24 protein-coding genes are annotated in these 23,190 nt (G+C 59.8%); 10 read left to right on the top strand and 14 right to left on the bottom strand.

The window, feature by feature from the left end:
• Window positions 1–26: 26 nt before the first annotated feature.
• The 5 genes from G5179_RS02440 to G5179_RS02420 all read left to right on the top strand — a co-directional run bounded on the left by G5179_RS02440 (window position 27) and on the right by G5179_RS02420 (window position 4,274).
• Entirely contained in the window at window positions 27–359 is a 333-nt protein-coding gene (locus G5179_RS02440) for a Dabb family protein (protein ID WP_216952755.1), read from the top strand.
• Window positions 356–943 (top strand): nucleotidyltransferase domain-containing protein, encoded by a 588-nt coding sequence (locus G5179_RS02435; protein WP_216952756.1) that lies wholly within the window; start codon window positions 356–358, stop codon window positions 941–943. Before G5179_RS02440 ends, G5179_RS02435 begins: the two co-directional genes overlap by 4 nt.
• Window positions 944–962: 19 nt before the next feature.
• Window positions 963–1,796: a carbon-nitrogen hydrolase family protein gene (locus G5179_RS02430; protein ID WP_421257806.1), complete on the top strand. Its 834-nt coding sequence runs from the start codon at window positions 963–965 to the stop codon at window positions 1,794–1,796.
• 133 nt (window positions 1,797–1,929) lie between these two features.
• Window positions 1,930–3,378, top strand: coding sequence for a metalloprotease TldD (gene tldD / locus G5179_RS02425; RefSeq protein ID WP_005348653.1), 1,449 nt, complete (start codon window positions 1,930–1,932; stop codon window positions 3,376–3,378).
• Window positions 3,379–3,410: 32 nt separating this feature from the next.
• On the top strand, window positions 3,411–4,274 hold the full coding sequence (locus G5179_RS02420; RefSeq protein ID WP_108588468.1) for an SIS domain-containing protein: 864 nt from the start codon (window positions 3,411–3,413) through the stop codon (window positions 4,272–4,274).
• Between the two features lie 68 nt (window positions 4,275–4,342).
• Here G5179_RS02420 and G5179_RS02415 read toward each other — a convergent pair whose 3' ends face one another.
• The 8 genes from G5179_RS02415 to G5179_RS02380 all read right to left on the bottom strand — a co-directional run bounded on the left by G5179_RS02415 (window position 4,343) and on the right by G5179_RS02380 (window position 11,840).
• A complete protein-coding gene (locus G5179_RS02415; protein WP_254204240.1) occupies window positions 4,343–4,978 on the bottom strand; it encodes a DUF2057 family protein in 636 nt (211 codons plus the stop codon).
• Between the two features lie 41 nt (window positions 4,979–5,019).
• Complete coding sequence (locus G5179_RS02410; protein WP_227341512.1) at window positions 5,020–6,093, bottom strand: porin; 1,074 nt, start codon at window positions 6,091–6,093, stop codon at window positions 5,020–5,022.
• Window positions 6,094–6,195: 102 nt separating this feature from the next.
• The gene (gene murP / locus G5179_RS02405) at window positions 6,196–7,650 is read right to left on the bottom strand and encodes a PTS N-acetylmuramic acid transporter subunit IIBC (protein ID WP_041234056.1); all 1,455 of its coding nucleotides are present in this window, start codon (window positions 7,648–7,650) and stop codon (window positions 6,196–6,198) included.
• Window positions 7,651–7,746: 96 nt separating this feature from the next.
• Entirely contained in the window at window positions 7,747–8,643 is an 897-nt protein-coding gene (gene murQ, locus G5179_RS02400) for an N-acetylmuramic acid 6-phosphate etherase (protein WP_227341511.1), read from the bottom strand.
• Window positions 8,644–8,905: 262 nt separating this feature from the next.
• Entirely contained in the window at window positions 8,906–9,109 is a 204-nt protein-coding gene (locus tag G5179_RS02395; protein ID WP_041209699.1) for a hypothetical protein, read from the bottom strand.
• A 181-nt stretch (window positions 9,110–9,290) separates the two neighbouring features.
• Window positions 9,291–9,494 carry a hypothetical protein gene (locus tag G5179_RS02390; RefSeq protein ID WP_216952760.1) on the bottom strand — a complete coding sequence of 68 codons (204 nt, stop codon included), beginning with the start codon at window positions 9,492–9,494 and terminating at the stop codon, window positions 9,291–9,293.
• A 159-nt stretch (window positions 9,495–9,653) separates the two neighbouring features.
• Window positions 9,654–10,376, bottom strand: coding sequence for a MarC family NAAT transporter (locus G5179_RS02385; RefSeq protein WP_337073128.1), 723 nt, complete (start codon window positions 10,374–10,376; stop codon window positions 9,654–9,656).
• 144 nt (window positions 10,377–10,520) lie between these two features.
• Window positions 10,521–11,840: an MFS transporter gene (locus G5179_RS02380; RefSeq protein WP_421257805.1), complete on the bottom strand. Its 1,320-nt coding sequence runs from the start codon at window positions 11,838–11,840 to the stop codon at window positions 10,521–10,523.
• A gap of 166 nt (window positions 11,841–12,006) precedes the next feature.
• On the opposite strand from G5179_RS02380, the gene G5179_RS02375 reads away from it, so the two are divergent.
• Window positions 12,007–12,687, top strand: coding sequence for an ATP-binding protein (locus G5179_RS02375; RefSeq protein WP_421257852.1), 681 nt, complete (start codon window positions 12,007–12,009; stop codon window positions 12,685–12,687).
• On the opposite strand, the gene G5179_RS02370 is transcribed toward G5179_RS02375, so the two are convergent.
• Genes G5179_RS02370 through G5179_RS02350 form a run of 5 tightly spaced genes read right to left on the bottom strand, consistent with a single transcriptional unit; the run spans window position 12,684 to window position 19,170 of the window.
• Window positions 12,684–13,814: an HD-GYP domain-containing protein gene (locus G5179_RS02370; protein ID WP_421257804.1), complete on the bottom strand. Its 1,131-nt coding sequence runs from the start codon at window positions 13,812–13,814 to the stop codon at window positions 12,684–12,686. The two genes, G5179_RS02375 and G5179_RS02370, sit on opposite strands and share 4 nt — an antisense overlap.
• A gap of 10 nt (window positions 13,815–13,824) precedes the next feature.
• Complete coding sequence (locus G5179_RS02365) at window positions 13,825–16,491, bottom strand: response regulator (RefSeq protein ID WP_421257803.1); 2,667 nt, start codon at window positions 16,489–16,491, stop codon at window positions 13,825–13,827.
• Window positions 16,492–17,556: an ATP-binding SpoIIE family protein phosphatase gene (locus tag G5179_RS02360; RefSeq protein WP_216952763.1), complete on the bottom strand. Its 1,065-nt coding sequence runs from the start codon at window positions 17,554–17,556 to the stop codon at window positions 16,492–16,494.
• A gap of 6 nt (window positions 17,557–17,562) precedes the next feature.
• Window positions 17,563–17,934, bottom strand: a complete 372-nt coding sequence (locus tag G5179_RS02355) for an anti-anti-sigma factor (RefSeq protein WP_216954502.1) — start codon at window positions 17,932–17,934, stop codon at window positions 17,563–17,565.
• Window positions 17,935–17,949: 15 nt separating this feature from the next.
• Window positions 17,950–19,170: a PAS domain-containing protein gene (locus tag G5179_RS02350; protein ID WP_216952764.1), complete on the bottom strand. Its 1,221-nt coding sequence runs from the start codon at window positions 19,168–19,170 to the stop codon at window positions 17,950–17,952.
• A 290-nt stretch (window positions 19,171–19,460) separates the two neighbouring features.
• Here G5179_RS02350 and G5179_RS02345 point away from each other — a divergent pair, with 290 nt between their 5' ends.
• The gene (locus G5179_RS02345) at window positions 19,461–19,607 is read left to right on the top strand and encodes a hypothetical protein (RefSeq protein WP_302055900.1); all 147 of its coding nucleotides are present in this window, start codon (window positions 19,461–19,463) and stop codon (window positions 19,605–19,607) included.
• A gap of 100 nt (window positions 19,608–19,707) precedes the next feature.
• On the opposite strand, the gene G5179_RS02340 is transcribed toward G5179_RS02345, so the two are convergent.
• Window positions 19,708–19,971: a hypothetical protein gene (locus G5179_RS02340; RefSeq protein WP_042658108.1), complete on the bottom strand. Its 264-nt coding sequence runs from the start codon at window positions 19,969–19,971 to the stop codon at window positions 19,708–19,710.
• Between the two features lie 169 nt (window positions 19,972–20,140).
• Here G5179_RS02340 and G5179_RS02335 point away from each other — a divergent pair, with 169 nt between their 5' ends.
• The 3 genes from G5179_RS02335 (at window position 20,141) to G5179_RS02325 (ending at window position 23,157) form a co-directional block, all read left to right on the top strand.
• Window positions 20,141–20,962 carry an HDOD domain-containing protein gene (locus G5179_RS02335; protein ID WP_421257802.1) on the top strand — a complete coding sequence of 274 codons (822 nt, stop codon included), beginning with the start codon at window positions 20,141–20,143 and terminating at the stop codon, window positions 20,960–20,962.
• A gap of 130 nt (window positions 20,963–21,092) precedes the next feature.
• Entirely contained in the window at window positions 21,093–21,602 is a 510-nt protein-coding gene (locus G5179_RS02330; protein ID WP_421257801.1) for a GNAT family N-acetyltransferase, read from the top strand.
• A gap of 202 nt (window positions 21,603–21,804) precedes the next feature.
• The gene (locus tag G5179_RS02325) at window positions 21,805–23,157 is read left to right on the top strand and encodes an alpha-glucosidase/alpha-galactosidase (protein WP_421257800.1); all 1,353 of its coding nucleotides are present in this window, start codon (window positions 21,805–21,807) and stop codon (window positions 23,155–23,157) included.
• Window positions 23,158–23,190 lie beyond the last annotated feature (33 nt).

Raw genomic sequence — 23,190 nt, 5'->3', positions numbered from 1 at the left:
CCCGGCACCATCACAAGGAGTGAGCCATGATCCGACATATCCTGCTGATCGCCTTCAAGCCGGACACCCAGCCTGCCCGGATAGATGCGGTGCGTACCGCCTTTCTCGCCATTCCCCATCAGGTCAGCGGCGTGACCGCCGTGGAGTGGGGGGAGAATGACAGCCCGGAGGGGAGGGATGATGGCTTTACCCACAGCGTGCTGATGACCTTCGCCGACGAAGCGGCCCGCCAGCGCTATCTGCCCCATCCTGATCACGATGCCCTCAAGGCCATCTTTCGCCCGGTGCTGGCGCGCATCATAGTGCTGGATTACACCCTGCAGGCGGGGGATCGGGTTGTGTCAGAGGGGCCGTTATGATGGTGGATGAGCACTGGGCTGCCATCCCGCCACTGCAGCGCGCACTGCTGGAATCGGTTATGAAACATGGCGCAGCTCATCCTGCGATTGATGCCGGGGTAGTGGTTGGGTCGCTCGCCAAGGGCAAGGCAGACCGGGTATCCGATGTCGATCTCTTGCTGCTGGCCGAGCCGGGCTTCCATAAGCAGGGAGACGAACTGGTGCGCACCATTGTGGGGGGGCGGCCCATCTTTCACTGCTGGCAAGGAAGACATGAAGAGGTCTGTTCATACTGGCGCTTCATATTCCTCGACATGTCCAGCATCGAGATCCATATCCTTGATCGGGGGGCTGAGTTCCCCCTTGCCAAACCTTACTTGCCACTGTTCGATAAAACTTCCTCCCTTGGTGCGCTTGAGGTCTCTGACCCTGCCCCAAGCCATTGGGACTTTCCTGCCTATATGGCCGAAGGAGATGGTCTGGTTTGGGAGTTGTTCGATTGCCTCAAATGGGCGGAGCGGGGGCAGCGGGGATTGGTCCGGCATCATCTTCGCAAGCTGCTGGCCGAGATGGATAAAGACCCGAATATTGTGGATCGCGATTAATACGGACAAGGAGAACGTCATGTGGTTAGCCGCAATACAGCTGGTATCTGGCCGTCGCTGGCAGGATAACCGGGAGCAGATCGCCACCGAGTTGGCCATGCTGCCCAAAGAGCGGCCGCTGCTGGTGCTGCTGCCGGAAAACTTTGGCCTGTTTGGCGAACGGCAGGGTTATCTGGATGGCGCCGAGGCAATCGGTTCCGACCCCAGTGCCGCTCTGAGCGGAGCAACGCCTATTCAGCAACAACTGGCCGAATGGGCCCGCGATTATGGCATCTGGCTGGTGGCCGGGGCCATGCCGACCACCATCGCAGGTTCCGACCATATCCACACCAGCTCGCTGGTGTTTGACCCAAGCGGTGAGCTCAGGGGCCACTACCACAAGATCCACCTGTTCGACGTGGATGTGGCGGATAATCACGGCCGCTATCGGGAGTCGGAGACCTTCAGCCCGGGGGAGGTGCCTGTGCTGGTGGATACCCCCTTTGGTCCCCTCGGCCTCTCGATCTGTTATGATCTGCGCTTTCCCGAGCTCTATCGTCAGTTGGCCCGTGCTGGTGCCCGCGTGCTGCTGGTGCCTGCCGCCTTTACCGCCGTGACCGGCGAGGCGCACTGGGAGCCGCTGCTGCGGGCTCGCGCCATCGAAAACCAGTGCTACGTAGTCGCTGCTAACCAAGGCGGCACTCACGAGACAGGGCGCCAGACCTGGGGCCACAGCATGGTGATCGACCCCTGGGGTCGGGTGCTGGCGAGCAAAGAGTGCGGGCGCGGCACAGTGCTGGCGAAGATGGAGCCCGGGCTTATCGACGAATTGAAGCGCACCATGCCAGTGTTGCAACACGCCCGTTTGCTCTGATTGTGTGGTGAAAAATTGAAACGCAGCCGTTTGTCCGTGCTGGAGCATGCCCGTTTGTTGTGATGGTGTGGCTTGTTGCCAACCCGTCGGCAAGACGATTTAAAACAGCTCGTTACGAGAGTGGAGAAGAAGATTGAGTCTATTGAGCCAGGTTAGTGCCTCCCTGTTGGCCCCGAACGATCTCGACGAAGGGCGCCTGCAGCAGCTGCTCGGCAGCCTGATGAGCCATCAGGTGGAGTTCGGCGATCTCTATTTCCAGCGCAGCTGGCACGAGTCCTGGATGCTGGAAGATGGCATCGTCAAGGATGGCAGCTACAACATCGATCAGGGTGTGGGGGTGCGCGCCGTCAGCGGCGAGAAGACCGGCTTTGCCTACTCGGACGAGCTGAGCCTGCTGGCGCTGCAACAGTCGGTGACTGCCGCTCGCGGCATCGCCGCAGCCGGTGCTCACGGCAAGGTGAAGGCGTGGGCCCGCACCGAAGCGAACCTGCTCTATCCGGCCATGGATCCGCTGCAGACCCTCGACAAGCATCAGAAGATCGCCCTGCTGGAGCAGATGGACAAGTTCGCCAGGAGTCTGGATCCCGCCATCAATCAGGTGATGGCCTCCATCAGCGGCGTCTACGAAGAGGTGCTGGTGGCCGCGACCGACGGCACCCTGGCCGCCGATGTGCGTCCGCTGGTGCGTCTGTCGGTGACTGTGATCGCCGAGAAGGGCGATCGCCGCGAGCGTGGCAGTGCCGGTGGCGGCGGGCGCTTTGGTTACGACTGGTTCCTCGAACTGGATGGGCTGGAGAGCCGCGCCTTTGGCTATGTGCGTGAGGCAGTGCGTCAGGCGCTGGTCAATCTGGAAGCCATCGACGCGCCAGCCGGTACCATGCCGGTGGTGCTGGGCTCCGGCTGGCCCGGCGTGCTGCTGCACGAGGCGGTAGGTCATGGTCTGGAGGGGGATTTCAACCGCAAGGGATCTTCCGCATTTGCTGGCCGCATCGGCGAGCAGGTGGCCTCCAAGCACTGTACCATCGTCGATGATGGCACCCTGCCGGGTCGCCGTGGTTCCGTCTCCATCGATGATGAGGGGACGCCGGGTGGCTACAACGTGCTGATCGAGAACGGTATCCTCAAGGGTTATCTGCAAGACAAGCAGAACGCTCGCCTGATGGGGGTACCGCTCACCGGCAACGGGCGCCGCGAATCCTATGCTGCCATGCCGATGCCGCGCATGACCAACACCTACATGCTGGCAGGTCAGTATGATCCGGCCGAGATCATCGCCTCGGTGAAGAAGGGCATTTATGCCCCCAACTTCGGTGGCGGCCAGGTGGACATCACCTCCGGCAAGTTTGTCTTCTCTGCCTCCGAGGCCTACCTCATCGAGGATGGCAAGATCACCGCTCCCATCAAGGGCGCTACCCTGATCGGCAACGGCCCCGAGGCGATGAGCCAGGTCTCCATGGTGGGCAGCGATCTTGCGCTGGATCGCGGGGTTGGCATCTGCGGCAAGGAGGGGCAGAGCGTGCCGGTCGGTGTCGGCCAGCCCACCCTCAAACTGGACCAGCTCACCGTGGGTGGCACCCAGTAAGCCTCGACGCAGAACAAGAACAGAGAGAAACCATGCTTACCCTGTCGAAAATATCCAATATCAGGAGCCAGCTCTCCCCCAGCGAGCTCAAGATTGCCGATTACATCCTCTCCTGTCCGGAACAGGTGACCCACTTCTCCTCTCAGGAGCTGGCCCAGCAGGCGGAGGTGAGCCAGTCGAGCATAGTGAAGTTCACCCAGAAGATCGGGTTCAAGGGCTTCACCGCCTTCAAGCTGGCGGTCAGCGAGGATCTGGGGCGCAAGCATGCCATCAAGACCGACAATGTCGGTGATCTCTACAATGGCATCGGGCGAGACGATGATCTGGAGACCATGGCCAAGAAGCTGGCGCAGGAGAAGATCAATTCTATTATCGAGACCACTCAGGCTCTCGACAGTGCTCTGCTGAAGCAGGTACTCGACACCATAGATGGCGCCGGGCGGGTACAGCTGGTGGGGATTGGCGGTTCTGCACTGACCGCCAAGGATCTCTGGTACAAGTTGCTCAAGATTGGCGTAACTACCCTGTTTGCCCAGGATAGCCATGTGCAGATCTCCATCGCCCAGACCCTGGGACCGGGTGATGTGCAGCTGGTCATCTCCTATTCTGGCGCCAGCCGTGATGTGCTGGCGGCGGCCGAGCTGGCCAAGCGCAATGGTGCCACCCTGATTGCCGTGACTTCGTTCCGGCAAACCCAGTTGCGCCAGATGGCCGACATGGTGCTGGATACGGTGGCGGAGGAGAACGAACTGCGTATCTCTTCCATCTCCTCCCGTACCGCCCAGAACACCATTACCGACATCCTGTTCCTCGGCCTGGTGCAGCGCAGAGACGAGCGAGCCTGGGCCCTGATTGACGGTACCCGGGATGCCATCGACCGACTCAACAAGGAGTGATGCCTGCTCTCCCGCAGCATCATCCGTACAACAAAAAACCACCTGAACAGGTGGTTTTTTGTTGTCTGCTAGAGGTCAAGGGCCCAGCGGATAAAGGCTTTACGCCGCTTGGCATCGGCCGCCAGATAGAGTTCCCGCAGGGTGGCATCCGCCTGCTCCGGCGTAAGTGCCGAAGCTGTATGAGCGGTAGTTGCGGCTTGTGTTGCGAAAATGGGGGCCGGACTCACTGTTGGCGTATGGCTTGCCAGCAGGGCCTGGTAATCGGTGCCCAGACTATCCTGGTTGCGTGGCAGGGCTTGTAGTGCCAGCGGTTGTGAGGTGCCCTTGTCGTCACTCAGCAGCAGGGCCGGGCTGGCGGCAAACTGGCGGATAGCCGAGGAGCTGGTCAGCACCGGGGTGGTCAGTTGCAGCGTCCCTTGTGATGGTGCTGTAAGGGTAACCAGCAGAGGAGCCGAGGTCACGCGTCCCTGGCTCTCGTTGGTGGAGCGAGGGTCACTTGGGCTGTCAAAGCGCACCAGCAGTCGGGACTCTCCCGCCGGGAGCTCAATGGTCCGGGTGAAGGCCGAGGGTTTGCCCTGTGGCGAAGCGAGCAGGGTGAGGGTATCGGCCAGCTCCAGTCGGGCTGCCGTGGCCGGTACGCTGAGCAGCAGGGCAAACAGGGGGGATAATAGTAGGGGAGAGAGCAGGGAGGATCGTGCCATCATAAGACTCCATGAAGGAGCCGGCCCGCAGGCCGGCAACCAGATCAGAATTCGTAGCGCAGGCCGAGGTGGTAGAAGCTCTCGCTGTTGCTGCTGCCACCAAAACTGGTGATGGTGCTACCAGCCAGACCATCTTCACCATTGCGGATCACATAGGCGCTGTAGAGGGAAGATCGCGGGGTGAGCTTGTATTGCAGCTCCAGCGTAGTATCGCGCAGTGCCATCTGGTCGCCCCCCTCGTTGACGAGGTGACGATAGCCTGCGCGGGCCGCCCACTTCTGGTTGATGTCATACACCGCGGTCAGTTCCCACACCTTGTCTTCACTGTCGGCACGGCCATCGCGATAGGTCACCTGATCCTTGCTATAGAGGGCACCCAACATCAGAGGGCCGAGATAGTAGCGGGTACCGATCCCGGCGAAGCGATACTCATCGGCATTGGGATCGACCTTGCTGCCACTGCTCTGGGCGGCTTTGGTCTGCTGATACGCCACGACTGGAGCCAGTTTACCTGCATTGCCCAGATCGAAGGTGTAGCGCAGGGCGCCGTTGTAGCCGTAATCAAGATCCGAGGTACCGTTACCAAGGATGTAGGCGAGCGAGAGATCCAGATTGCCGAGGGTGTTCTGGTACTGCAGGGTGCCATCCTGACGGAACACCTGCACGGCGGTGGAGTCCACCTTGCTGGCCTGACGAGCCATGGAGACATCAGAGGCGGCAAACACATCGCCAATATCGGTGAACATGATGAGGCCGGAAGAGACGCGCCCGCCGGTCACCTTGCCCCACTGGCCACCGTCGATCCCGGCCCAGACGTAACGGGCAGTGAGGTCGCTGCTGTTCTTCTGCACGTTGTTGGCGTATTCGGCTGCATTGACCTGATATTGCGCCATGCCGATCACTGCGACATCGTCATTGACGGTCTGACGGGCGGTAAAGCCGATACGGCCATCGAAGTCACCCTGATCATTGCCGCTCTTCTTGTCGGAAATATTGAAGCCAAGACGGCCGTAGAGGTCGACGTTGGAGCCATCGTCAGCCTGATAGATGACGGCCGCATGAGCGGAACCTGTGCCGAGCAGTGCGGGAAGAACCAGAGCAAGCATGGATTTTTTCATTTTTTATCGTTCCTGTACGGGCTCTGTGCCAGAGCCGGGATGAGTTTGGCCATGACCCCGATTGCTCGGGGCCAGACCTTGGCTAGAAATCCGGAGGAGGGATTAACTCAGATCGACGTTCTTGCAGCCGAACATCAGGGTGAAGAGATAGCCGCCGAGGTAGGCGACGGCGAGGCCGACCGCATAGACCATCATGCCGGGGAAGATCCCCTGGGCGGAGGTCATCAGCGGCAGGGCGACGATACCGGATGGTCCAAAGACGGTGTTGAGGCCGACCGGCAGACCCAGCCAGGAGATCAGGCCAACCACGAAGCCCCCCAGCGAACCACCGCAGCAGGCCGTGATAAAGGGTTTGACCCGCGGCAGGGTGACGCCGTAGATGAGCGGCTCACCGACCCCCAGAATGCCCGGAATGATGGTGCCCTTCACCTGAGTGCGCAGTAGGGAATCCTTGCCTGCCCGGCTGTAGAGCGCCAGCGCAGCCCCTACCTGTCCGGCACCGGCCAGCGCCAGGATAGGAAACAGGGAGTTGAAGCCCTGGGCATCCATCAGCGCAAAGTAGACGGGAACGAACCCCTGGTGGATGCCGAACATCACCGAGATGAGGAACAGGCCAGCCAGAATAGCGGTACCGAACGGGTTGCCATTGAGGTTGATGAAGAGCCAGGACATGCCGTTATAGAGCTGCACGCCGAGGGGCATGATCAGGATAAAGGTGACGGCTCCCATGATCAGCAGGGTGATGCAGGAAGTGAGGATCATATCCAGACTGTCCGGCATGTAGCGGCGAACCTGGCGCTCAACTGAGGCGCCTATGATGCAGGCGATCAGCACGCCGATGATGTTGCCGCGGGGATCGATCTGATGGCCGAAGAAGTCGGTGATACCGGAGTAGATGCCGCTGCTGGCCTGAGGGTCATAACCCATGACAAACAGAGAGGCGATGATGGCACCGTTGACGCCGGAGCCACCAAACGCCTTCTGGGCGTTGTAGCCGATCAGTATGCTGAGGAAGCTGAACAATCCCTTGCTGAAGAGCTTCATGTAGCCGACAAATTCGGCCAGCATGCCCCCTGTCTGCTGTCCTTCCAGCAGCAGGGTTTGCTCGATCAGGGTGGCGCAGCCGAGCAGCAGACCCGCAGCGATAAAACCGGGGATCAGCGGTGTGAAAATGGTGGCAAACTTGGCCAGGAAGCGGTGCGCCGCACTGCTCTGTTTCTGCTTCAGCGCCTGTTTGTTGGCGGCGGCGATGTCGACAAGATCCGCTGATTGCGGGCGGGGGGCGGTGAGGATGCCCGCGTCCGCACTCAGCATGCCGTTCATCATTTCGCAGGCGGTCTGGGCTTTGCCCGGACCAAGCACGATCTGGAACTGGTTGTCGCTTTCAATCACCCCCATCACCCCGGCGATCCGTTTGATGGTATCGCGATCGGCATGCAGGCTGTCCGCCAGGCTCAGCCGCAAGCGGGTCATGCAGTGGCCACAGTTGGTGATGTTATCCCGGCCGCCGATGGCCTGGATGATCTGGCCAATCATGGAATCAGTTATTTTTGCCATAAAGAACCCGGTCAGTCTGATGTGAGGGGGCGGATGCCCCCGCTTATGTTGTTATCCTGTCGCCATTGCTGGCGCGGCCAATGTGCGGTCGGCCGATTAATCTGTGCATTTGCTGATAAAGCCGCCGCTGCTTTTCAGCCGCTCTCGTGCTTCGCTGGCGGAGATATTGGCCAGGATCATCACAATGGCGGTCTTGCAATGGTTATCTGCGGCAGCAAGAGCCTGCTCGGCCGTGCCACGATCACATTCGGTTGCTTCCATGACGATGCGCTTCTGGCGCTCCACCAGTTTGGCGTTGGTCGCCTCCACATCCACCATCAGATTGCCGTAGACCTTGCCGGTACGGATCATGGCGCCGGTCGAGAGCATATTGAGGATCAGCTTCTGGGCTGTGCCCGCTTTCATGCGGGAGGAGCCGGTCACAATCTCGGGGCCGACCACGGCGACCATGCTGATGTCGGCCGCTTTGGCGAGCGGGCTGCCCGGGTTGCAGCTGATGCTGCACACTGTGGCACCCAGGCTCCTGGCATATTGCATGGCGCCCAGCACATAGGGGGTTCGCCCGCTGGCTGCGATACCCACCAGCACGTCGTGGGCACTGAAGTGGATATTTTTAAGATCGTTGGCACCGAGTTCTGCATCGTCTTCGGCATTCTCCACCGCCTGCAGTATGGCCTTGTGGCCCCCGGCAATCAGGCCGATGACCAGCTCGGCAGAGACCCCGTAGGTGGGCGGGCATTCGCTGGCGTCCAGGATGCCGAGGCGCCCGGAGGTGCCAGCCCCGATGTAGATCAGGCGGCCGCCTTTGCCAAATGCGGCTGCAATAGCATCGACCGCCTTGGCGATCTCGGGCAGCAGTTGGCCTACAGCCACTGCAACGTGTTGATCTTCTTGATTGATGATCCGCAGCATATCCAGCGTCGGGAGCTGATCGATCTCGATGCTGGCTGGATTGCGGGTTTCGGTAATCATGCTTGATAGGTCAATGGTCATCGCTTCCTCTACTTCAGGTCGTCGCCATTCCCGGCGTAAATCATTCTTCTCGATGCGGGTCATCATGCTCGATTTTTGATTTTTATTATGAGACTGGTGTCGCATAATTAATTATTCCAATTATTTTCTTTTTAAAGGAGGTAAAATTCCATCAGAGGAGCATAGAGAGAAGAGGGAGTGACAGGGGGATTGGCTAGCCTGCTTGATGGACATGCAACAAAAAGCCCCGGTCAGTAGGCCGGGGCTTGCAGAATCATCGGTGTTAATTGACCGAGATGGCGCGGGCGTCGATGAAGTAACGGGCTTTACCCTGTTTGTCGATCTGGATTTTGGCGAGCAGCCTCTCTTGCTGCCTGTGTTCCCACAGTTGTTCTATGTTGGCAAGAGCTGGATTGGCTATGCCGAGCACATTCAGGTATTCGTGAAACAGGCTATGACTGCCGATTTCGGTCAGCATCTTGGTCATATGGGCACTCTTCTGGAACAAGGGGGGCAGATACAAGATAGCCATGTCGAGCTGAATGAGCGCTGTACAAAAAACAAACAGGGCTTCTGGCAACAGCAGAGATAATGCGGGTCAGCGAGTGCGGGATCGCAGACAACAAAAAGCCCCGTTCGGTGGAGCGGGGCTGGCTGGTTATTCGGTATCAGTTGATGGATATTGCGCGAGCATCGATGAAGTAACGGGCATTGCCCTGTTTGTCGATCTGGATTTTGGCGACCAGCTGCTCCCGCTTTTTATATTCCCAATGTTGCTCAATCTTGGCGAGGGATGGGCTCGCAATCCCAACCACGTTCAGGTACTCGTGAAACAGGCTATGGCTCCCTATTTCGGTCAGTATCTTCTCCATCTGCATACTCTCCTGAAGTTGAGTGGGTATTCATCAACAAACCTATCAGCGTCCGTCTGAATAAAGTCTGTATAAAAAACAAACTAATCCATTTTTGTGTCAATAACATGATCAGGAACAAGATCAGTGCAGATCGTCAGAGACTTTTTGATACCGTTTTCAATCAGAGCTGGCGGGCTTTTGCGGCAACTGATCAAACGTGCCGGAAGCCTGCGGTAGCGCCGGTGCGGTTTGCACGGCCTGGCCGCCGTGGAAGACCGGATCCTGTGCCACTTCCTTGATGCCGTTGATGCAAAACTGCATACCCATGCAGACCAGCAGGAAGCCCATGATGCGTGTCATGGCATCGATGCCGGTGGCGCCAAGGATCTTGCAGACCGGATCCGCCAGCTTCAATACTCCCCAGCTGATCAGGCTCATCAGGGCAAACGCAGTGACCATGGCGCCATAGATGGTGAGGCGGTTGTACTCGTCAGGCAGCTCGGCAATCTGGGCTGCCCCGCTTATCACCAGCGCCATGGTGCCCGGCCCGCACATGCTGGGCATGGTGAGTGGTACGAAGGCGATGCTCTGGTTGATATCGACCCCGCTCTGCTGGCTGGGGGCGGGGAACAGCATGCGAAAGCCGATAAAGCCGATGATGAGCCCCCCGGCCAGGCGCAAACCCGGAATGGAGATACCGAACAGATCCAGAATCGAGGATCCGATAAAGAAAGTGATGCAGAGGGTGCAGAACAGATAGATGGCCGCCATATTGACCTGACGTCGCACATGTTCGCGCGACATCCCCTTGCTCAGCCCCAGCAGCAGGGTGGCCGTGGTAGGCGGATTGACCATGGGCAGCAACGCCAGCAAAGCGAGAAATACGACCTGAAAGAACATGTTGAGCCTCGGATAGCAGGGATGAATGGGAATACCTTGATCCAGGTGGTCACCTGACTCAAGAGGGAGGCTATCTTATGCTGGCGAAACTGAACATAAGCAGTACAAAAAAGCCCCGGCAGATACCGGGGCTTGATGTTCGGTTCAGGCCGCTTGCGGCGCTTGCTGTTGCCGGATGGCTCGTTGCTGGAACCAGAGCCAGAGGCCGATGGCGAAACCCAGCACCGACAGGCTTACCACATAGTGGGAGGGGGCCAGCATGTCGCTCTTCATCCAGAGGGTCACCGCCATCGGGGTGAGGCCGCCGAAGATGGCGTAGGCCACGTTGTAGGAGAACGACAGACCTGAGAAGCGCACCACCGGCGGGAAGGCGTTGACCATCACGTAAGGCACGGCGCCGACAATCCCGACCGCAAAGCCCGCCAGCATGTAGAGCGGCACCAGCTGGCTCGTACCGGCCGCCAGACCGTGATAGAAGGCGTAGCTGGAGCCTGCCAGCAGCAGGGAGCCGAACATGAAGGTGAGACCGCTGCCCAGCAGGTCGATCAGTCGGCCATAGACGATGCAGCCGAGGGTCAGGGCAATGATCGCCAGCGAGTTGGCGGTCAGGGCGTCCGCCGGGCTGATGCCATAAACCTTCTGCAGATAAGTCGGGGTCATCAGGATCACCACCACGATACCGGCGGAGAGCAGCCAGGTGAGCAGCATGGAGACCACCACGCAGCTCTTGTGGTTGCGCAGCACCGACTTGAGGGGCAGCTCGTCAGCCAGGGTCTTGTTGGCCTTCATCTCGGCGAAAACCGGGGTCTCGTGCAACCAGCGACGCAGGTACATGGCGACGATGCCGAAGATACCGCCCAGCAGGAAGGGAACTCGCCAGCCCCAGTCACTCACTTCGGCCGGGGCCAGGCTCTTGTTGACCGCAGTGGCGATGAGGGAGCCGAGCAGGATGCCGGCCGTCAATCCCGCCGTGAGCGTGCCGCAGGCGACCCCGACCCGACGGGCAGGAACGTGCTCGGCGACAAATACCCAGGCGCCCGGCACTTCACCGCCGATGGCGGCGCCTTGCAGGATCCGCAATCCCAGCAGGGCGATGGGGGCGCCGATGCCGAGCACCGCATAGGTGGGCAGCAGACCGATCAACAGGGTCGGCAGCGCCATCATGATGATGCTGAGGGTGAACATCCGCTTGCGACCGATGAGATCGCCAAAGTGGGCCATGATGATGCCGCCAAGCGGGCGGGCCAGATAACCGGCGGCGAAGATGCCGAAGGTCTGGAACTGGCGCAGCCACTCGGGAATGTCGGCCGGGAAGAACAGCTCGCCGATGACCACGGCGAAGAAGACGAAGATGATGAAGTCGTAAAACTCCAGCGCGCCGCCGAGGGCAGCCAGACTCAGAGTTTTGTAATCCTGTCGATTGAGGGGGCGGGCGTGATCGTGTTGTTGTGTGGTCGTGGTCATATCCGTATGTTTCCCATCGGTTTTTTTAGTTATTGTCACCCCGGACAAGGGGTATATACAGGTGATCGAGAGTATGCTGCCTGCCTCTTGTGTGTAAATCGCGCAATTCGCAACACTGTCTTGCATCTTTTTGGGGCAATCCGAGTGCCCCGCTGGTGGAGGAATGATGGAAAAGAAACGGGTACTGCTCTCCTGGAGCAGCGGCAAGGATTGCGCATGGGCACTGCATCAGTTGCGGCAAGATCCCGCCATCGAGGTGGTGGGGCTGTTTACCACCCTCAATCAGGCATTCGAGCGGGTAGCGATGCATGGGGTGCGAAAGCAGCTGTTGACCGAACAGGCCGCCTGCGTCGGGCTGCCGCTCATCACCATCGATCTGCCCTGGCCCTGCAGCAACGAGGATTACGCCCGTATCATGACCGGCTTTATCGCCGATGTGGTGGCACAGGGGATCCGCCATATGGCCTTTGGCGACTTGTTCCTTGAGGATGTGCGCGCCTATCGTGAAAAGCAGCTGGCAGGTACCGGCATCGAACCACTGTTCCCGCTGTGGGGCAGCAATACCCGTGAACTGGCGCCGCAGATGGTGGCCGCTGGGTTGAAGGCGCGGATCAGTGCTCTCGACCCGAACAAGCTGGATGCCAGCCTGGGTGGCCACGATTTTGACGAGGCACTGCTGGCGGCGCTGCCGGCGGGGGTCGATCCGTGCGGCGAGAACGGCGAGTTTCACACTCTGGCCTGGGATGGTCCCATGTTTCTGCGCCCGCTGGCGATCTGCACGGGGAAGACGGTGGAGCGCGATGGTTTCATCTTCACTGACTTGTTGCCTGCTGATTCCAGCACCTAGTCGAGTTTGGCCTCCTGATCGCTCTTGTCGTCGTTGTAGCGCAGCGCGATCTCGTGAAATTGCACGTGGATGTGAGCGAAGGCATCCGTGATGTCGGGATCAAAATGGTTGCCCCTTCCCGCCAAAATGATGGGCACCACCTCTGCATGGGTCATGGCTGCCTTGTAACACCGCTTGCTGATCAAGGCATCGTACACATCTGCTAGCGCCATCAGTCGGGCCGAGAGGGGAATTTCATCTCCTATCAGACCGTAGGGGTAGCCGGTGCCATCCCACTTCTCGTGGTGGTAGCAGGCGATCTCCTTGGCCAGTCTCAGAAATTCCACCTCTACCCCCAGTGCCTCCTCGGCGTGGACTATGGCCTCTTTGCCAAGGGTGGAGTGGTGTTTCATCTGGGCGAACTCATCTTCATCGAGTTTGCCGGGTTTGAGCAGGATCCGGTCCGGTACGCCGACTTTGCCGATATCGTGCAGGGGGGCCGACTTGAACAGCAGCTCTATGGTCTTGGGGGTCAGCTCGGCACGAAAGCGAGGGTGCTCGCAGAGAGTTTCCGCCAATATCTTCACATAATGCTGGGTGCGCAGAATGTGGTTGCCGGTCTCGTTGTCCCGGGTTTCGGCCAGAGAGGCGAGGGAGTGGATGGTGATGTTCTGGATCAGCTCGTTTTCTCGGGTGCGTCGTTCAACCTCCTGCTCCAGATAGGCATTTTGGTCATGTAGCAGATCCCGTGCCGTCTTCAGCTCAAGGTGGTTTCTGACGCGGGCCAGCACGATGGCGGGGGAGATCGGCTTGTGAATATAGTCCACGGCGCCGAGAGCCAGTCCATGTGCCTCGGCGCTCTCCTCTACCTTGGCAGTCAGAAAAATCACCGGAATATGCCGTGCCTGCGGCATCTCCTGCAGTGCCTGCATCACCTGATAACCATCCATCCCGGGCATCACGACATCAAGCAGGATCAAATCTACCCGGGAGTCTGATGACAGTATCTCCAGTGCCCGCAGGCCACTGATGGCGACCTTGACCCGGTATTGCGGGCTGAGCAAGGCGCTGAGCAATGAGAGGTTTTCAGGGGTGTCATCGACCACCAGCAGGGTGGGCTTGGTATCGGGATCCAGCAGGTTGAGCATGGTGGTGCCCTCACTCTTGGTTGAACAGATCGGGCCTGAGGGCCCGGACTTGCTTCAGGTGTGCCAGTGCATCCGTAAAACGGAAGCCGGTAATGGCGTCAGCCATCCTGGATGCCGTCTCTCCCAGCACTCTCGTCAGCTGCTGCTGATGCTGCTGGAACAGGGTCAGAGCTCCGGCATCATCTTCCGCCAGCAGCCGGATCAGCTGCGCCAGCAGGGGCGCCAGGTCGACTTGTTCTTGCTCCGGCAGGTCGGCTGTGGTCTGGGTGGGTAGCAGGGCCTGTAGGCCATCGCTCAGTTGCTGCTGCATCTGCAGCCCCTGTTCCGCCAGTGGAAGCAGGCTGGTGGTGTCATCCCCCCGGGAGAGTGCACTCTCCAGCCTGGCCGAGATACCCCGCAGTGGTTCGGCGCCCAGAGTGGCGGTAATCCCCTTGAGGGTATGGGCCTGACGATGGGCCTCCTCCCGGTCGTTCTTCTGCAGGGCGGCGATCAGGCTCTGCATGGGCCGGGTGCCCTGTTGGGCAAATCGTTGCAGCAGATCCTGATACCACCCCCAGTTGTACATCAGCCGTTGCAGGGCGGCTTCGGCATTGAGTCCGAGCGCTCTTAACTGAGGCTGCAATGGCTGGTGCTGTGGTGAAGGTGCGCTCTTGGGTATTGCATCGGTTTCAACGCTGAAGGCAGGGGCCCAGCACTGCAGTGCGGCATAAAGCTTGTCGGGGTCGATGGGCTTGGCGATGTGGTCATCCATACCGGCCGCCAGACAGCGTTCCCGGTCACCGGCCATGACATTGGCCGTCATGGCGAGGATCGGAGTGTGGTGCCCTTCGCTCTCTTGCTGGCGCAACTGACGGGTGGCAGTCAGTCCATCCATCACCGGCATCTGCATGTCCATCAGGATCAGGTCGTATGGTTGTTGCGCAGCCATTTCCAGAGCAATGGCACCATTGGCAGCAATGCTGACGTCGATGCCCGCCGCTCGCAGCAGTTCCATGGCCACCTGCTGATTCAGCTCGTTGTCTTCTGCCAGCAGTATACGGAGTCCCTCGAAGCGATAGTTGTGGGTAGGCTGGGTGGGCTTCAAGGCAGTCGCCGTGGTTTGCTGGCCGAACAGCCCAATGATGGTATCAAACAACACAGAGGCACAGACTGGTTTGACCAGTACCCTATCAAAGCCGGCGGCCTCTGCTTCGCGAAAAATCTCTTCCCGCCCATAACCTGTCACCATGACCCGATAAAGCCGCTTGCCAAGGCCGCGGGCGATGAGGCGGCGCCCCGTCTCTATGCCATCCAGCCCGGGCATGTGCCAATCCAGCAGCACCACCTCGTAGGCGTTACCTTCCTGCTCGGCACAGGCGATCATCTGCAGCCCTTGCTGACCCGATTCGGCGGTGTCGACCACGAAACTCATGCTGCGCAGCAGGGCAGCCAGTATGGTGCGGGCGCTGGCACTGTCGTCGACCACCAGTATGCGGCGGCCACGCAGATCCAGACTTGGCAGATAGCGTGAGCGGTATCTGCCGCGGCCGAGTCGGGCAGTAAACCAGAAAGTGCTTCCCTTGCCCGGTTCGCTCTGCACGCCGACCTCCCCTCCCATCAGTGCCGCCAGTTCGCGGGAGATGGCGAGCCCGAGGCCGGTGCCGCCGTATTTGCGGGTGGTGGAGCTGTCCGCCTGCTGGAAAGACTGGAACAGCCGTTGCTGCTGCTCCTGGCTCATGCCGATCCCCGTGTCCTGCACCGAGCAGTGCAACAGCACCTCTTGCGGTCGTTTCTCCAGACAAGTGACCTTGACCAGTATCTCCCCCTGCTCGGTGAATTTGACTGCGTTGTTGGCGTAGTTGATCAGGATCTGGCCGAGCCGCAGGGGATCGCCATAGAGCAGGGTGTCTAGCTGGTGATCGACCTCGAACAGCAGTTCTATGCCTTTGGCTTCGGCCTTCTCGCCCACCAGGGTTGCCAGATTTTCCAGCACATGGTCGAGATCGAACTCGATCTGCTCCAGATCCAGCTTGCCCGCCTCGATCTTGGAGAAGTCGAGGATATCGTTGATGATGCCGAGCAGGTGATGGGCCGAGCGCTGGATCTTGCCCAGATAATCAGCCTGCTGCGAGTCGAGGCGTGTTTGCAGGGCGAGGTGGGCCATACCCAGAATGGCGTTCATCGGGGTGCGGATTTCATGGCTCATGTTGGCGAGAAAATCGCTTTTGGCCCGGGTTGCGCTTTCTGCCAGCTCATAGGCCTGCTCCAGCTCCTGATTCTTGGTCTGCATCACGGCGAACAGCTCATCCCGGGTCGGTTCAGCGAACTGCTGCTGCATCTGCAACAGCAGAGCGTCATCGGGCCAGTGTGGCAGGTGGCATACCAGAGCGATGGCGGTGTCAGCATGAGGAACCAGCCGGATGCTGCCATGGGTTGCACCGGGTGCGTTGTGCTGCAGTGGCTCGTCGGCCGAGAGGGAGACCCACAGCTCCCGCGTATTGCTCTCCAGCCAAAGCTGGAGTTGCAGTGAGTCGATGGTTGCCGTCAGCTGGCGCACCAGCTCCGAGGTGGTACCCGCCAGCGGCGCCACGAAGGTGGGGCTCTTGTCGATGCAGGTGAGCACCTGGATCACCTTGCGTCTGGCGGTGAGGGCTGCCGTCGGGCCAGAGAGCCTGATATCACCGATCAGCTGCCGCATCTAGCGCTCCTTCTCTGGTTGTACCCGCAGCACAATACAGCTCGCATCGTCGGTGCTGCGCCCACTATGGTCTATGACTTGACGGGCCAGAATGACGGGATCAGCCCCCAGATCCAGTGCGCCGTCACGCAGGTTGAGTGACTCGCTGATGCCATCCGAATAGAGCATCAGCACATCCCCCGGCTTGATGGGCTGCCGTTGCAGCAAGGGGGTGGGGAAGCGCTCCCCCAGCACCCCATCACGGGAGATACCGCGCCAGAGGTCATGGCCGCGCAGACAGATGCGGGTGTTGCCGATGCCGGCGTAGCTCAGTTCACCCCGTTCACTGTTGACCAGGGCTATGCCAGCGGCCGCTCCCCGGGTACCGATGCAGTGTTGGTGCAACAGCTGCAGCAGAGGTGCCGGCTCCTGTTCAGGGGTGTTTTGCAGCGCCTCTTGCAGTATCAGTGCCAGCTTGTTGGCCGAGGAGCCGTGGCCGCTGACATCGATCAGTACCAGCAAGACGCCGTCGGATGTGGGCCGGATAAAGACCAGATCGCCGGAGACCTTTTCCGGATAACAGGGTCTGTTTTCGCTAGCCCAGACCAGTGTCAGACCTGCCTGCCCCCATTGTTGGGTGGGCGTGATGAGACGTGGGACCGAGGGTACAGAACCCAGCCATTTGCGCGCCTGCACCAGGGTGCCCCCTTCCGGCGGTGTGCTGATGGTGAGCTCTGACATCATGCGCCGCACGCCGGGCAGTCCCAGTCCCAGGGTGCCGGAAGTGCTGTAGTGATCCTGCAGGGCCTGATAGACATCCGATATGCCGGGCCCTTTGTCACGGGCGATGATGTCGATGCAGGATCTCCCCTTCGGGTGATGGAGCATCAGGGTGATCTCCCCCTGCCCGGCGTATTTCAGGATATTGCTGCCAAGTTCGGAGACCACGGTGGAGAGCATGGCGCGATCCACGTCGGATAGGTTGGCGATAAATGGGAGCCGACGAACCGACATCACAGCCAGGTGCAGATCGATATCGTGGCGTAGCGGATAGCTGGCCTCCCGGGTCGCATGCTCTTGTATCATGGCGGTTTACTCCTCGCCCTGGAGGCGGCTGACATGGGCAAAAGCGTCGTCCATGTCGATGAAGCAGCGCAGTGGCCCGGGCTGTGCCTCGGCTAGCGCCAGAAATGCGGCGATCCCGGCATTGAGCCCTACCAGCAGGCAGGTGGCACCCAACAGACGGCACACCTCGGCAAGTTTGCAAACCTGTCTGAATTCATGGTGATCCAGTAGCATGACGCCGGAGAAGTCGAGCAAGACTGCATGGTGACGCCCGTGTACCAGTCGCTGGGAGAGGGCCTGCATCAGCATCTGCATGCCGTCGTCTCCGAGATCGGGGCGCATGCTGACTACTATGCAGTCGGCCATATCGGCGATGCCAAGATCGTTGTTGAGCTGCATGGTCATTGCCGCGACCTAGAGGGCTGAGCCAACCCGTTTGAGCGCTATTTCGAAGGCGTCTCTCAGGGTCGCCGTGGTACGGACGTCACCGACCGACACCCCCAGCTCCACCATGGTACGGGCAATGGCGGGGGAGACTCCCGAGATGATGGCTTCACAGCCCATAAACTGGGTCGCCTTGGTGATCTTGATCAGCTGGTTGGCGACGCCAGTGTCCACGGTGGCGACTCCGGCAATATCCAGCACAAAGACCCGGGCGCGGGTTTCGGCAATCTTGGTGAGCGACTTGTTCATCACGTCGGCAGTGCGCATGGAGTCGATGATCCCAACCAGTGGCAGCAGCAGGATCCCGTCCCAGATAGGGGTGACAGGGGTCGACATCTCTTGCAGAGACTTGTGCAGCTCCTCGCGCACTCTGGCGGCCTCTTCCGCTTCCACCATCGCCTGTTTGAGCTGGCGGTGCTGCTCCACCTGCGCCGTGATGTCGGTGGCAAACTTGACGATTTTACTGGGCTTGCCGTTCAGATCCAGCACGGGGTTGTAGGAGCCCTGGATCCATACCTCCTGTCCCTGCTTGTTCAGGCGGCAGAATTCGCCAGCCAGAAACTCGCCCCGGCGCAGCGTGTCCCAGAAGGCGAGGTAATCCGCCGACTGGGCGTAGTCTGGGTCAACCAGCAGCCTGTGGTGTTGCCCTTTCAGCTCTTCCAGCTGGTAACCCACTATGTCGAGAAAGCGTGGATTGGCATCCAGTATGGTGCCCTCCAGCGAAAACTCGACCTTGCCCATGACCCGGCTCAGCGCATTGAGCTGGCCCTCGAAGCTGGCCGTGAGCTGCTTCTGCCCGGTCAGATCCATGGCGTACAGAGTCATACGAGATAGTTGTCCATTGTCATCCAGAACCGGGCTGCAGGCTCCACGGATCCAGACATCCCGTCCCGGCTTGTCCAGCAGGTGAAGCTCGTCCTCCTGCGAGGAGCCGCTGCGCAGTGCGGCCTGAAAGGTGTCATGTGTGGCGGATTGCACCTGGTCCGGGGAGAGCAGCATGCCGTAGTGCTTGCCGGAGAGCTCATCTAGCGTGTAGCCCATGAGGCTCAGAAATCGCGGGTTGGCATCAAGGATCTGCCCCTCTGGCGAGAGTTCGAGCCGTACCAGCACCTGATCGAGGGTGTCTATCCCGGCATGATGAGTGGAAGGGGCCGAACCTGTGGTATTGGAAGAGGAAGTGTGCGCGTCCATGGCATCTCCAGAGAGAGTCGTTGATTTTGATATCAATAGCGGGTGTTAAGCAGTTATAGCCCACTCTGGCTCTTCCAGCCGATATCTAGGGTCAAAAGAGGCTTGTCATATCCTGGTTGGTGGAGGCTTATCCCGGGCGGATAAAATGGGGGGCTAGCCACCAAGACCGAGACCGTGAGCCAGATCCTGCAGCAGACCATGAATATTCCGGCCGACCAGCTCAATCCGGTGATCTTCGCCGGTGGCCAGCGGGGCAGAACACCAAGGTGCAGTGGCTCAAGGATAAGCCGATGACGCTCTTCTACGGTGATATCAAGGCGGCGCAGGAGGTCGGCATTCGCGGCATTCGGCTGCTGCGGGCCGCCAACTCCAGCTATCGACCACTGCCGTTGGCAGGGGCGCTGGGGGAAGAGGTGGTCATCAACTCCCAGTTCTGATCCGGAGCGGATCCATACAACAAGGGCGGGGCCATTGGCGCCCGCCCTTCTGTTTTGAAGGAGTCATGCAAAGGCGTAGCGCCTTGGTCAGCTCCGGTTATCAGTCAGCCCACGGCATCTCGGGCAGGCTGTCGAGGAATTCGCCGTAGCGGGTCAGATTGAAGGGGCCCTGATCGGCCTCCATCGCCATCAGCTCGGCCCCTAGGGCGCAGGCGATATATTGCAACGCCTCTTCCCGCGGGGTGCCCTTCATCACCAGCCGCATCAGGGTCGCCTTCACATGGGGAGGGTGACCATCGTTGAGCTGGTTCTCCACCATCTCCAGCAGCGTCTCTTCGTCAAAAAATTCCTGAGTGTCGTTCATGGGATATCCGCAACAGTGAATGTGGCGGCCAGTATAGCCTGAATGTGACTAACACCTTGAATGGCCAGCGAATAAACAATCCGATGAGGAGGCCATTTGTTACCCATAATTAGGAAGAGTTTGCCAAGGCAAACAGGTTGGAACACAGATAACATGGATGGACACGCCTATGCCCACGATAGATTCCCTGCTGGCCGAGCCCAAGCTACTGCCCCAGATCCCGGAAGTGATGCGCGATTTGATCCAGACCTTCAATGAAAAGGATCCGGATCTGCTGAAGATCAGCAAGTTGATCAACAAGGACCCTGTCATCTCCGCCAAGTTGCTGCGGCTGGCCAACTCGGCCAAATTCGGCAGCAGTCGTCAGATCGGCACCGTCAATGAAGCCGCGGTGCGGCTTGGACTGGCGATGGTGCGCAACATGGTGCTGGCCTGCGGGCTCACCGAATCGGTCAAGGCCGTGCCCGGCATTGATCTCAAACATTTCTGGGGCAGCGTGTTCAACGTGGCTGAACTGGCCCGCCGTCTGGCGGTGAAGAAAGGGATGAAGGGAGATGAGGTTTTTACCTGCGCTCTGCTGCACGATCTTGGCCGGCTGGTGATGCACGTGGGGCTGCCTGAAAACACTGTCCACCACATTCACGATCTGGAGCTGCACAAGGGGCGGGCCAAGGCAGAAGAGCTGGTGGTTGGCTTCAACTATGCCCAGGTCGGGGCGGCCATGGCTCGTTACTGGAAGTTTCCCGATACCATCAGCAATGCGGTGGAGTATCACTACAATCCCATGCTGGCCAAGGTATTTTCCGCCGAGGCCGGGTTGATCCATCTGGCCATTGTGCTGGCGGCCCAGTCCGATGTGGGGGAAGAGGCGCCCCCTGAGTGGCCCCACAAGGTGGCAGATGCGTTGGGGCTGAGCTGGGCCGATTGCGCTGCCCAGTTCACTGCGCTGCGCGAGCAGGGCAACGGCTATGCCGGACTGCTGGCCGCCTGAGCCCGTTTCTCCCATCTCGTCAGGGGTCGCACTGCGGCCCCTTTTGTATGAGTGATGGTGCCACAGGCTTGCCAGCCCGGGAGTGACGGGGCACTCTTTGCCCTTCACTTTCCGTTTGAGAGCCCTTGCCATGATTGCCTCCTCCCGCCTGATCCTGCGCGAAATGATCGCCACCGACGCCCCCTTCATCCTTGAGCTGCTCAATGACGGTGACTTCTATCGCTACATCGGTGATCGGGGCATTCACACCCTCGAACAGGCGCAGGAGTATATCCAGCAGGGGCCGGCAGTCAGCTATGCCCGCTATGGTCACGGGCTCTATCTGGTGGAGCGCAAGGATGACGGTGCCAGCCTCGGTATCTGCGGTCTGATCAAGCGCGATACCCTGGAGCAGGTCGATATCGGTTACGCCTTCCTGCCGCAATATCGTGGCCAGGGCTACGCCATTGAAGCGGCGCAGGCCGCCCTTGCCGATGGCAAAAGCCGGTTGGGGATCGGGCAGGTAGTTGCCATCGTCACTCCGGGCAACGAGCGATCCATCGGCCTGCTGGCCAAGCTGGGGCTGGTGCACAGTCGACTGGTCAAATTGAGCGAAGATGCCGATGAGTGCCTGCTGCTCGAATCCGGGGTAACGGAGTAACGTTCCGGCTGTCTGCGAGCCGGTCGATGCCAGGAGAAGGGAGTCCCACTTTCGGGAACAAGTGTCCCGTTTCCTAAGATCTTGTCAGCCAGCCCATCAAAAATGAGTTTTTGGGAGTCTCTGTTCCGTAAGCGAGACGCACCTGACGGGACCAGCCCTGCATAGTAGGCACACTGGTTTCACCGTCATTGGAGCAATGGACATGAGAACTCCCAATATCACCTTTATCGGCGCAGGCTCTACCATCTTTGTGAAGAACATCCTGGGGGATGTGTTTCACAAACCGGCCCTGAAAAATGCCAACATCTCCCTGATGGACATAGATCCACAGCGGCTTGAAGAGTCCCAGATTGTGGTGCGCAAGCTGATGGATTCCAGCGGTGCCAAGGGGCTGCTCAGTTGCCATACCGAGCTGAAACCTGCGCTGGCAGGGGCCAACTTTGTCATCGTTGCTTTCCAGATCGGCGGTTACGAGCCCTGTACCGTGACCGATTTCGAGGTGTGCAAACGCCACGGTCTCGAACAGACCATTGCCGATACGCTTGGGCCCGGCGGCATCATGCGGGCACTGCGCACCATCCCTCATCTTTGGCGGGTGTGCGAGGTAATGAGCGAGGTGTGCCCCGATGCAACCATGCTCAACTACGTCAACCCGATGGCGATGAACACCTGGGCCATGTATCAACAGTTCCCTCATATCAAGCAGGTGGGACTGTGCCACTCGGTGCAGGGAACGGCGCACGAGTTGGCCCGTGATCTCGGCATCGATCCGGCGACCTTGCGTTATCGCTGTGCCGGTATCAACCACATGGCCTTCTATTTGACCCTTGAGCATCAGCTGGAGAGCGGCGAATTCGTCAATCTCTATCCCGAGCTGCTGGCTGCCTATGAAGCGGGGACTGCCCCCAAACCCGGCCTGCACCACAACCAGCGTTGCCAGAATCTGGTGCGCTACGAGCTGTTCAAGAAGTTTGGCTACTTCGTTACCGAATCTTCCGAGCACTTTGCCGAGTACACCCCCTACTTCATCAAGCCGGGACGCCCCGATCTCATCGAGCGCTACAAGGTGCCGCTCGACGAGTATCCCAAGCGCTGCGTCGAGCAGATTGCCCGCTGGCAGGATGACCTCACTGCCTATCGTCAGGCCGAACGGGTCGAGGTGCCCGAATCGAACGAGTATGCGAGCGTCATCATCAACTCCCTCTGGAGCGGTGAGCCCAGCGTCATTTATGGCAACGTCAGAAACGACGGCCTCATTACCAACCTGCCGGATGGCTGCTGCGTGGAGGTGCCCTGTCTGGTGGATGCCAACGGCATTCAGCCCACCGCCATCGGTCGGCTGCCAACCCATCTGGCCGCCCTGATGAGCACCAACATCAACGTGCAGGCGCTGGTCACCGAGGCGATCACCGAGCGCAAGCGGGAAAGCATCTACCATGCAGCCCTGCTCGATCCCCACACGGCGGCAGTGCTTGGCATGGACGAGATCTACGCCCTGATCGACGAACTGATTGAAGCCCACCGCGGCTGGTTGCCGGAGTGGATTCACGGCTGAGCAAGAGCCCCCTGCGGGGGGCTTAACCCCCAA

This window comes from Aeromonas sp. 600886 (assembly GCF_049174935.1).
Classification (GTDB): Bacteria; Pseudomonadota; Gammaproteobacteria; order Enterobacterales; family Aeromonadaceae; genus Aeromonas; species Aeromonas veronii_A.
The sequence above is the reverse complement of the archived record's forward strand: the minus strand, read 5'-3'. Positions and strand labels throughout refer to the sequence as shown.

What these genes read in the sequence shown, in the direction of transcription:
- G5179_RS02440 (WP_216952755.1), top strand. Translation starts at nt 27, where the DNA reads ATGATCCGACATATCCTGCTGATCGCCTTCAAGCCGGACACCCAGCCT.
- G5179_RS02435 (WP_216952756.1), top strand. Translation starts at nt 356, where the DNA reads ATGATGGTGGATGAGCACTGGGCTGCCATCCCGCCACTGCAGCGCGCA.
- G5179_RS02430 (WP_421257806.1), top strand. Translation starts at nt 963, where the DNA reads ATGTGGTTAGCCGCAATACAGCTGGTATCTGGCCGTCGCTGGCAGGAT.
- G5179_RS02420 (WP_108588468.1), top strand. Translation starts at nt 3,411, where the DNA reads ATGCTTACCCTGTCGAAAATATCCAATATCAGGAGCCAGCTCTCCCCC.
- G5179_RS02415 (WP_254204240.1), bottom strand. Translation starts at nt 4,978, where the DNA reads ATGATGGCACGATCCTCCCTGCTCTCTCCCCTACTATTATCCCCCCTG.
- G5179_RS02410 (WP_227341512.1), bottom strand. Translation starts at nt 6,093, where the DNA reads ATGAAAAAATCCATGCTTGCTCTGGTTCTTCCCGCACTGCTCGGCACA.
- murP (WP_041234056.1), bottom strand. Translation starts at nt 7,650, where the DNA reads ATGGCAAAAATAACTGATTCCATGATTGGCCAGATCATCCAGGCCATC.
- murQ (WP_227341511.1), bottom strand. Translation starts at nt 8,643, where the DNA reads ATGACCATTGACCTATCAAGCATGATTACCGAAACCCGCAATCCAGCC.
- G5179_RS02395 (WP_041209699.1), bottom strand. Translation starts at nt 9,109, where the DNA reads ATGACCAAGATGCTGACCGAAATCGGCAGTCATAGCCTGTTTCACGAA.
- G5179_RS02390 (WP_216952760.1), bottom strand. Translation starts at nt 9,494, where the DNA reads ATGGAGAAGATACTGACCGAAATAGGGAGCCATAGCCTGTTTCACGAG.
- G5179_RS02385 (WP_337073128.1), bottom strand. Translation starts at nt 10,376, where the DNA reads ATGTTCTTTCAGGTCGTATTTCTCGCTTTGCTGGCGTTGCTGCCCATG.
- G5179_RS02380 (WP_421257805.1), bottom strand. Translation starts at nt 11,840, where the DNA reads ATGACCACGACCACACAACAACACGATCACGCCCGCCCCCTCAATCGA.
- G5179_RS02375 (WP_421257852.1), top strand. Translation starts at nt 12,007, where the DNA reads ATGGAAAAGAAACGGGTACTGCTCTCCTGGAGCAGCGGCAAGGATTGC.
- G5179_RS02370 (WP_421257804.1), bottom strand. Translation starts at nt 13,814, where the DNA reads ATGCTCAACCTGCTGGATCCCGATACCAAGCCCACCCTGCTGGTGGTC.
- G5179_RS02365 (WP_421257803.1), bottom strand. Translation starts at nt 16,491, where the DNA reads ATGCGGCAGCTGATCGGTGATATCAGGCTCTCTGGCCCGACGGCAGCC.
- G5179_RS02360 (WP_216952763.1), bottom strand. Translation starts at nt 17,556, where the DNA reads ATGATACAAGAGCATGCGACCCGGGAGGCCAGCTATCCGCTACGCCAC.
- G5179_RS02355 (WP_216954502.1), bottom strand. Translation starts at nt 17,934, where the DNA reads ATGCAGCTCAACAACGATCTTGGCATCGCCGATATGGCCGACTGCATA.
- G5179_RS02350 (WP_216952764.1), bottom strand. Translation starts at nt 19,170, where the DNA reads ATGGACGCGCACACTTCCTCTTCCAATACCACAGGTTCGGCCCCTTCC.
- G5179_RS02345 (WP_302055900.1), top strand. Translation starts at nt 19,461, where the DNA reads ATGACGCTCTTCTACGGTGATATCAAGGCGGCGCAGGAGGTCGGCATT.
- G5179_RS02340 (WP_042658108.1), bottom strand. Translation starts at nt 19,971, where the DNA reads ATGAACGACACTCAGGAATTTTTTGACGAAGAGACGCTGCTGGAGATG.
- G5179_RS02335 (WP_421257802.1), top strand. Translation starts at nt 20,141, where the DNA reads ATGCCCACGATAGATTCCCTGCTGGCCGAGCCCAAGCTACTGCCCCAG.
- G5179_RS02330 (WP_421257801.1), top strand. Translation starts at nt 21,093, where the DNA reads ATGATTGCCTCCTCCCGCCTGATCCTGCGCGAAATGATCGCCACCGAC.
- G5179_RS02325 (WP_421257800.1), top strand. Translation starts at nt 21,805, where the DNA reads ATGAGAACTCCCAATATCACCTTTATCGGCGCAGGCTCTACCATCTTT.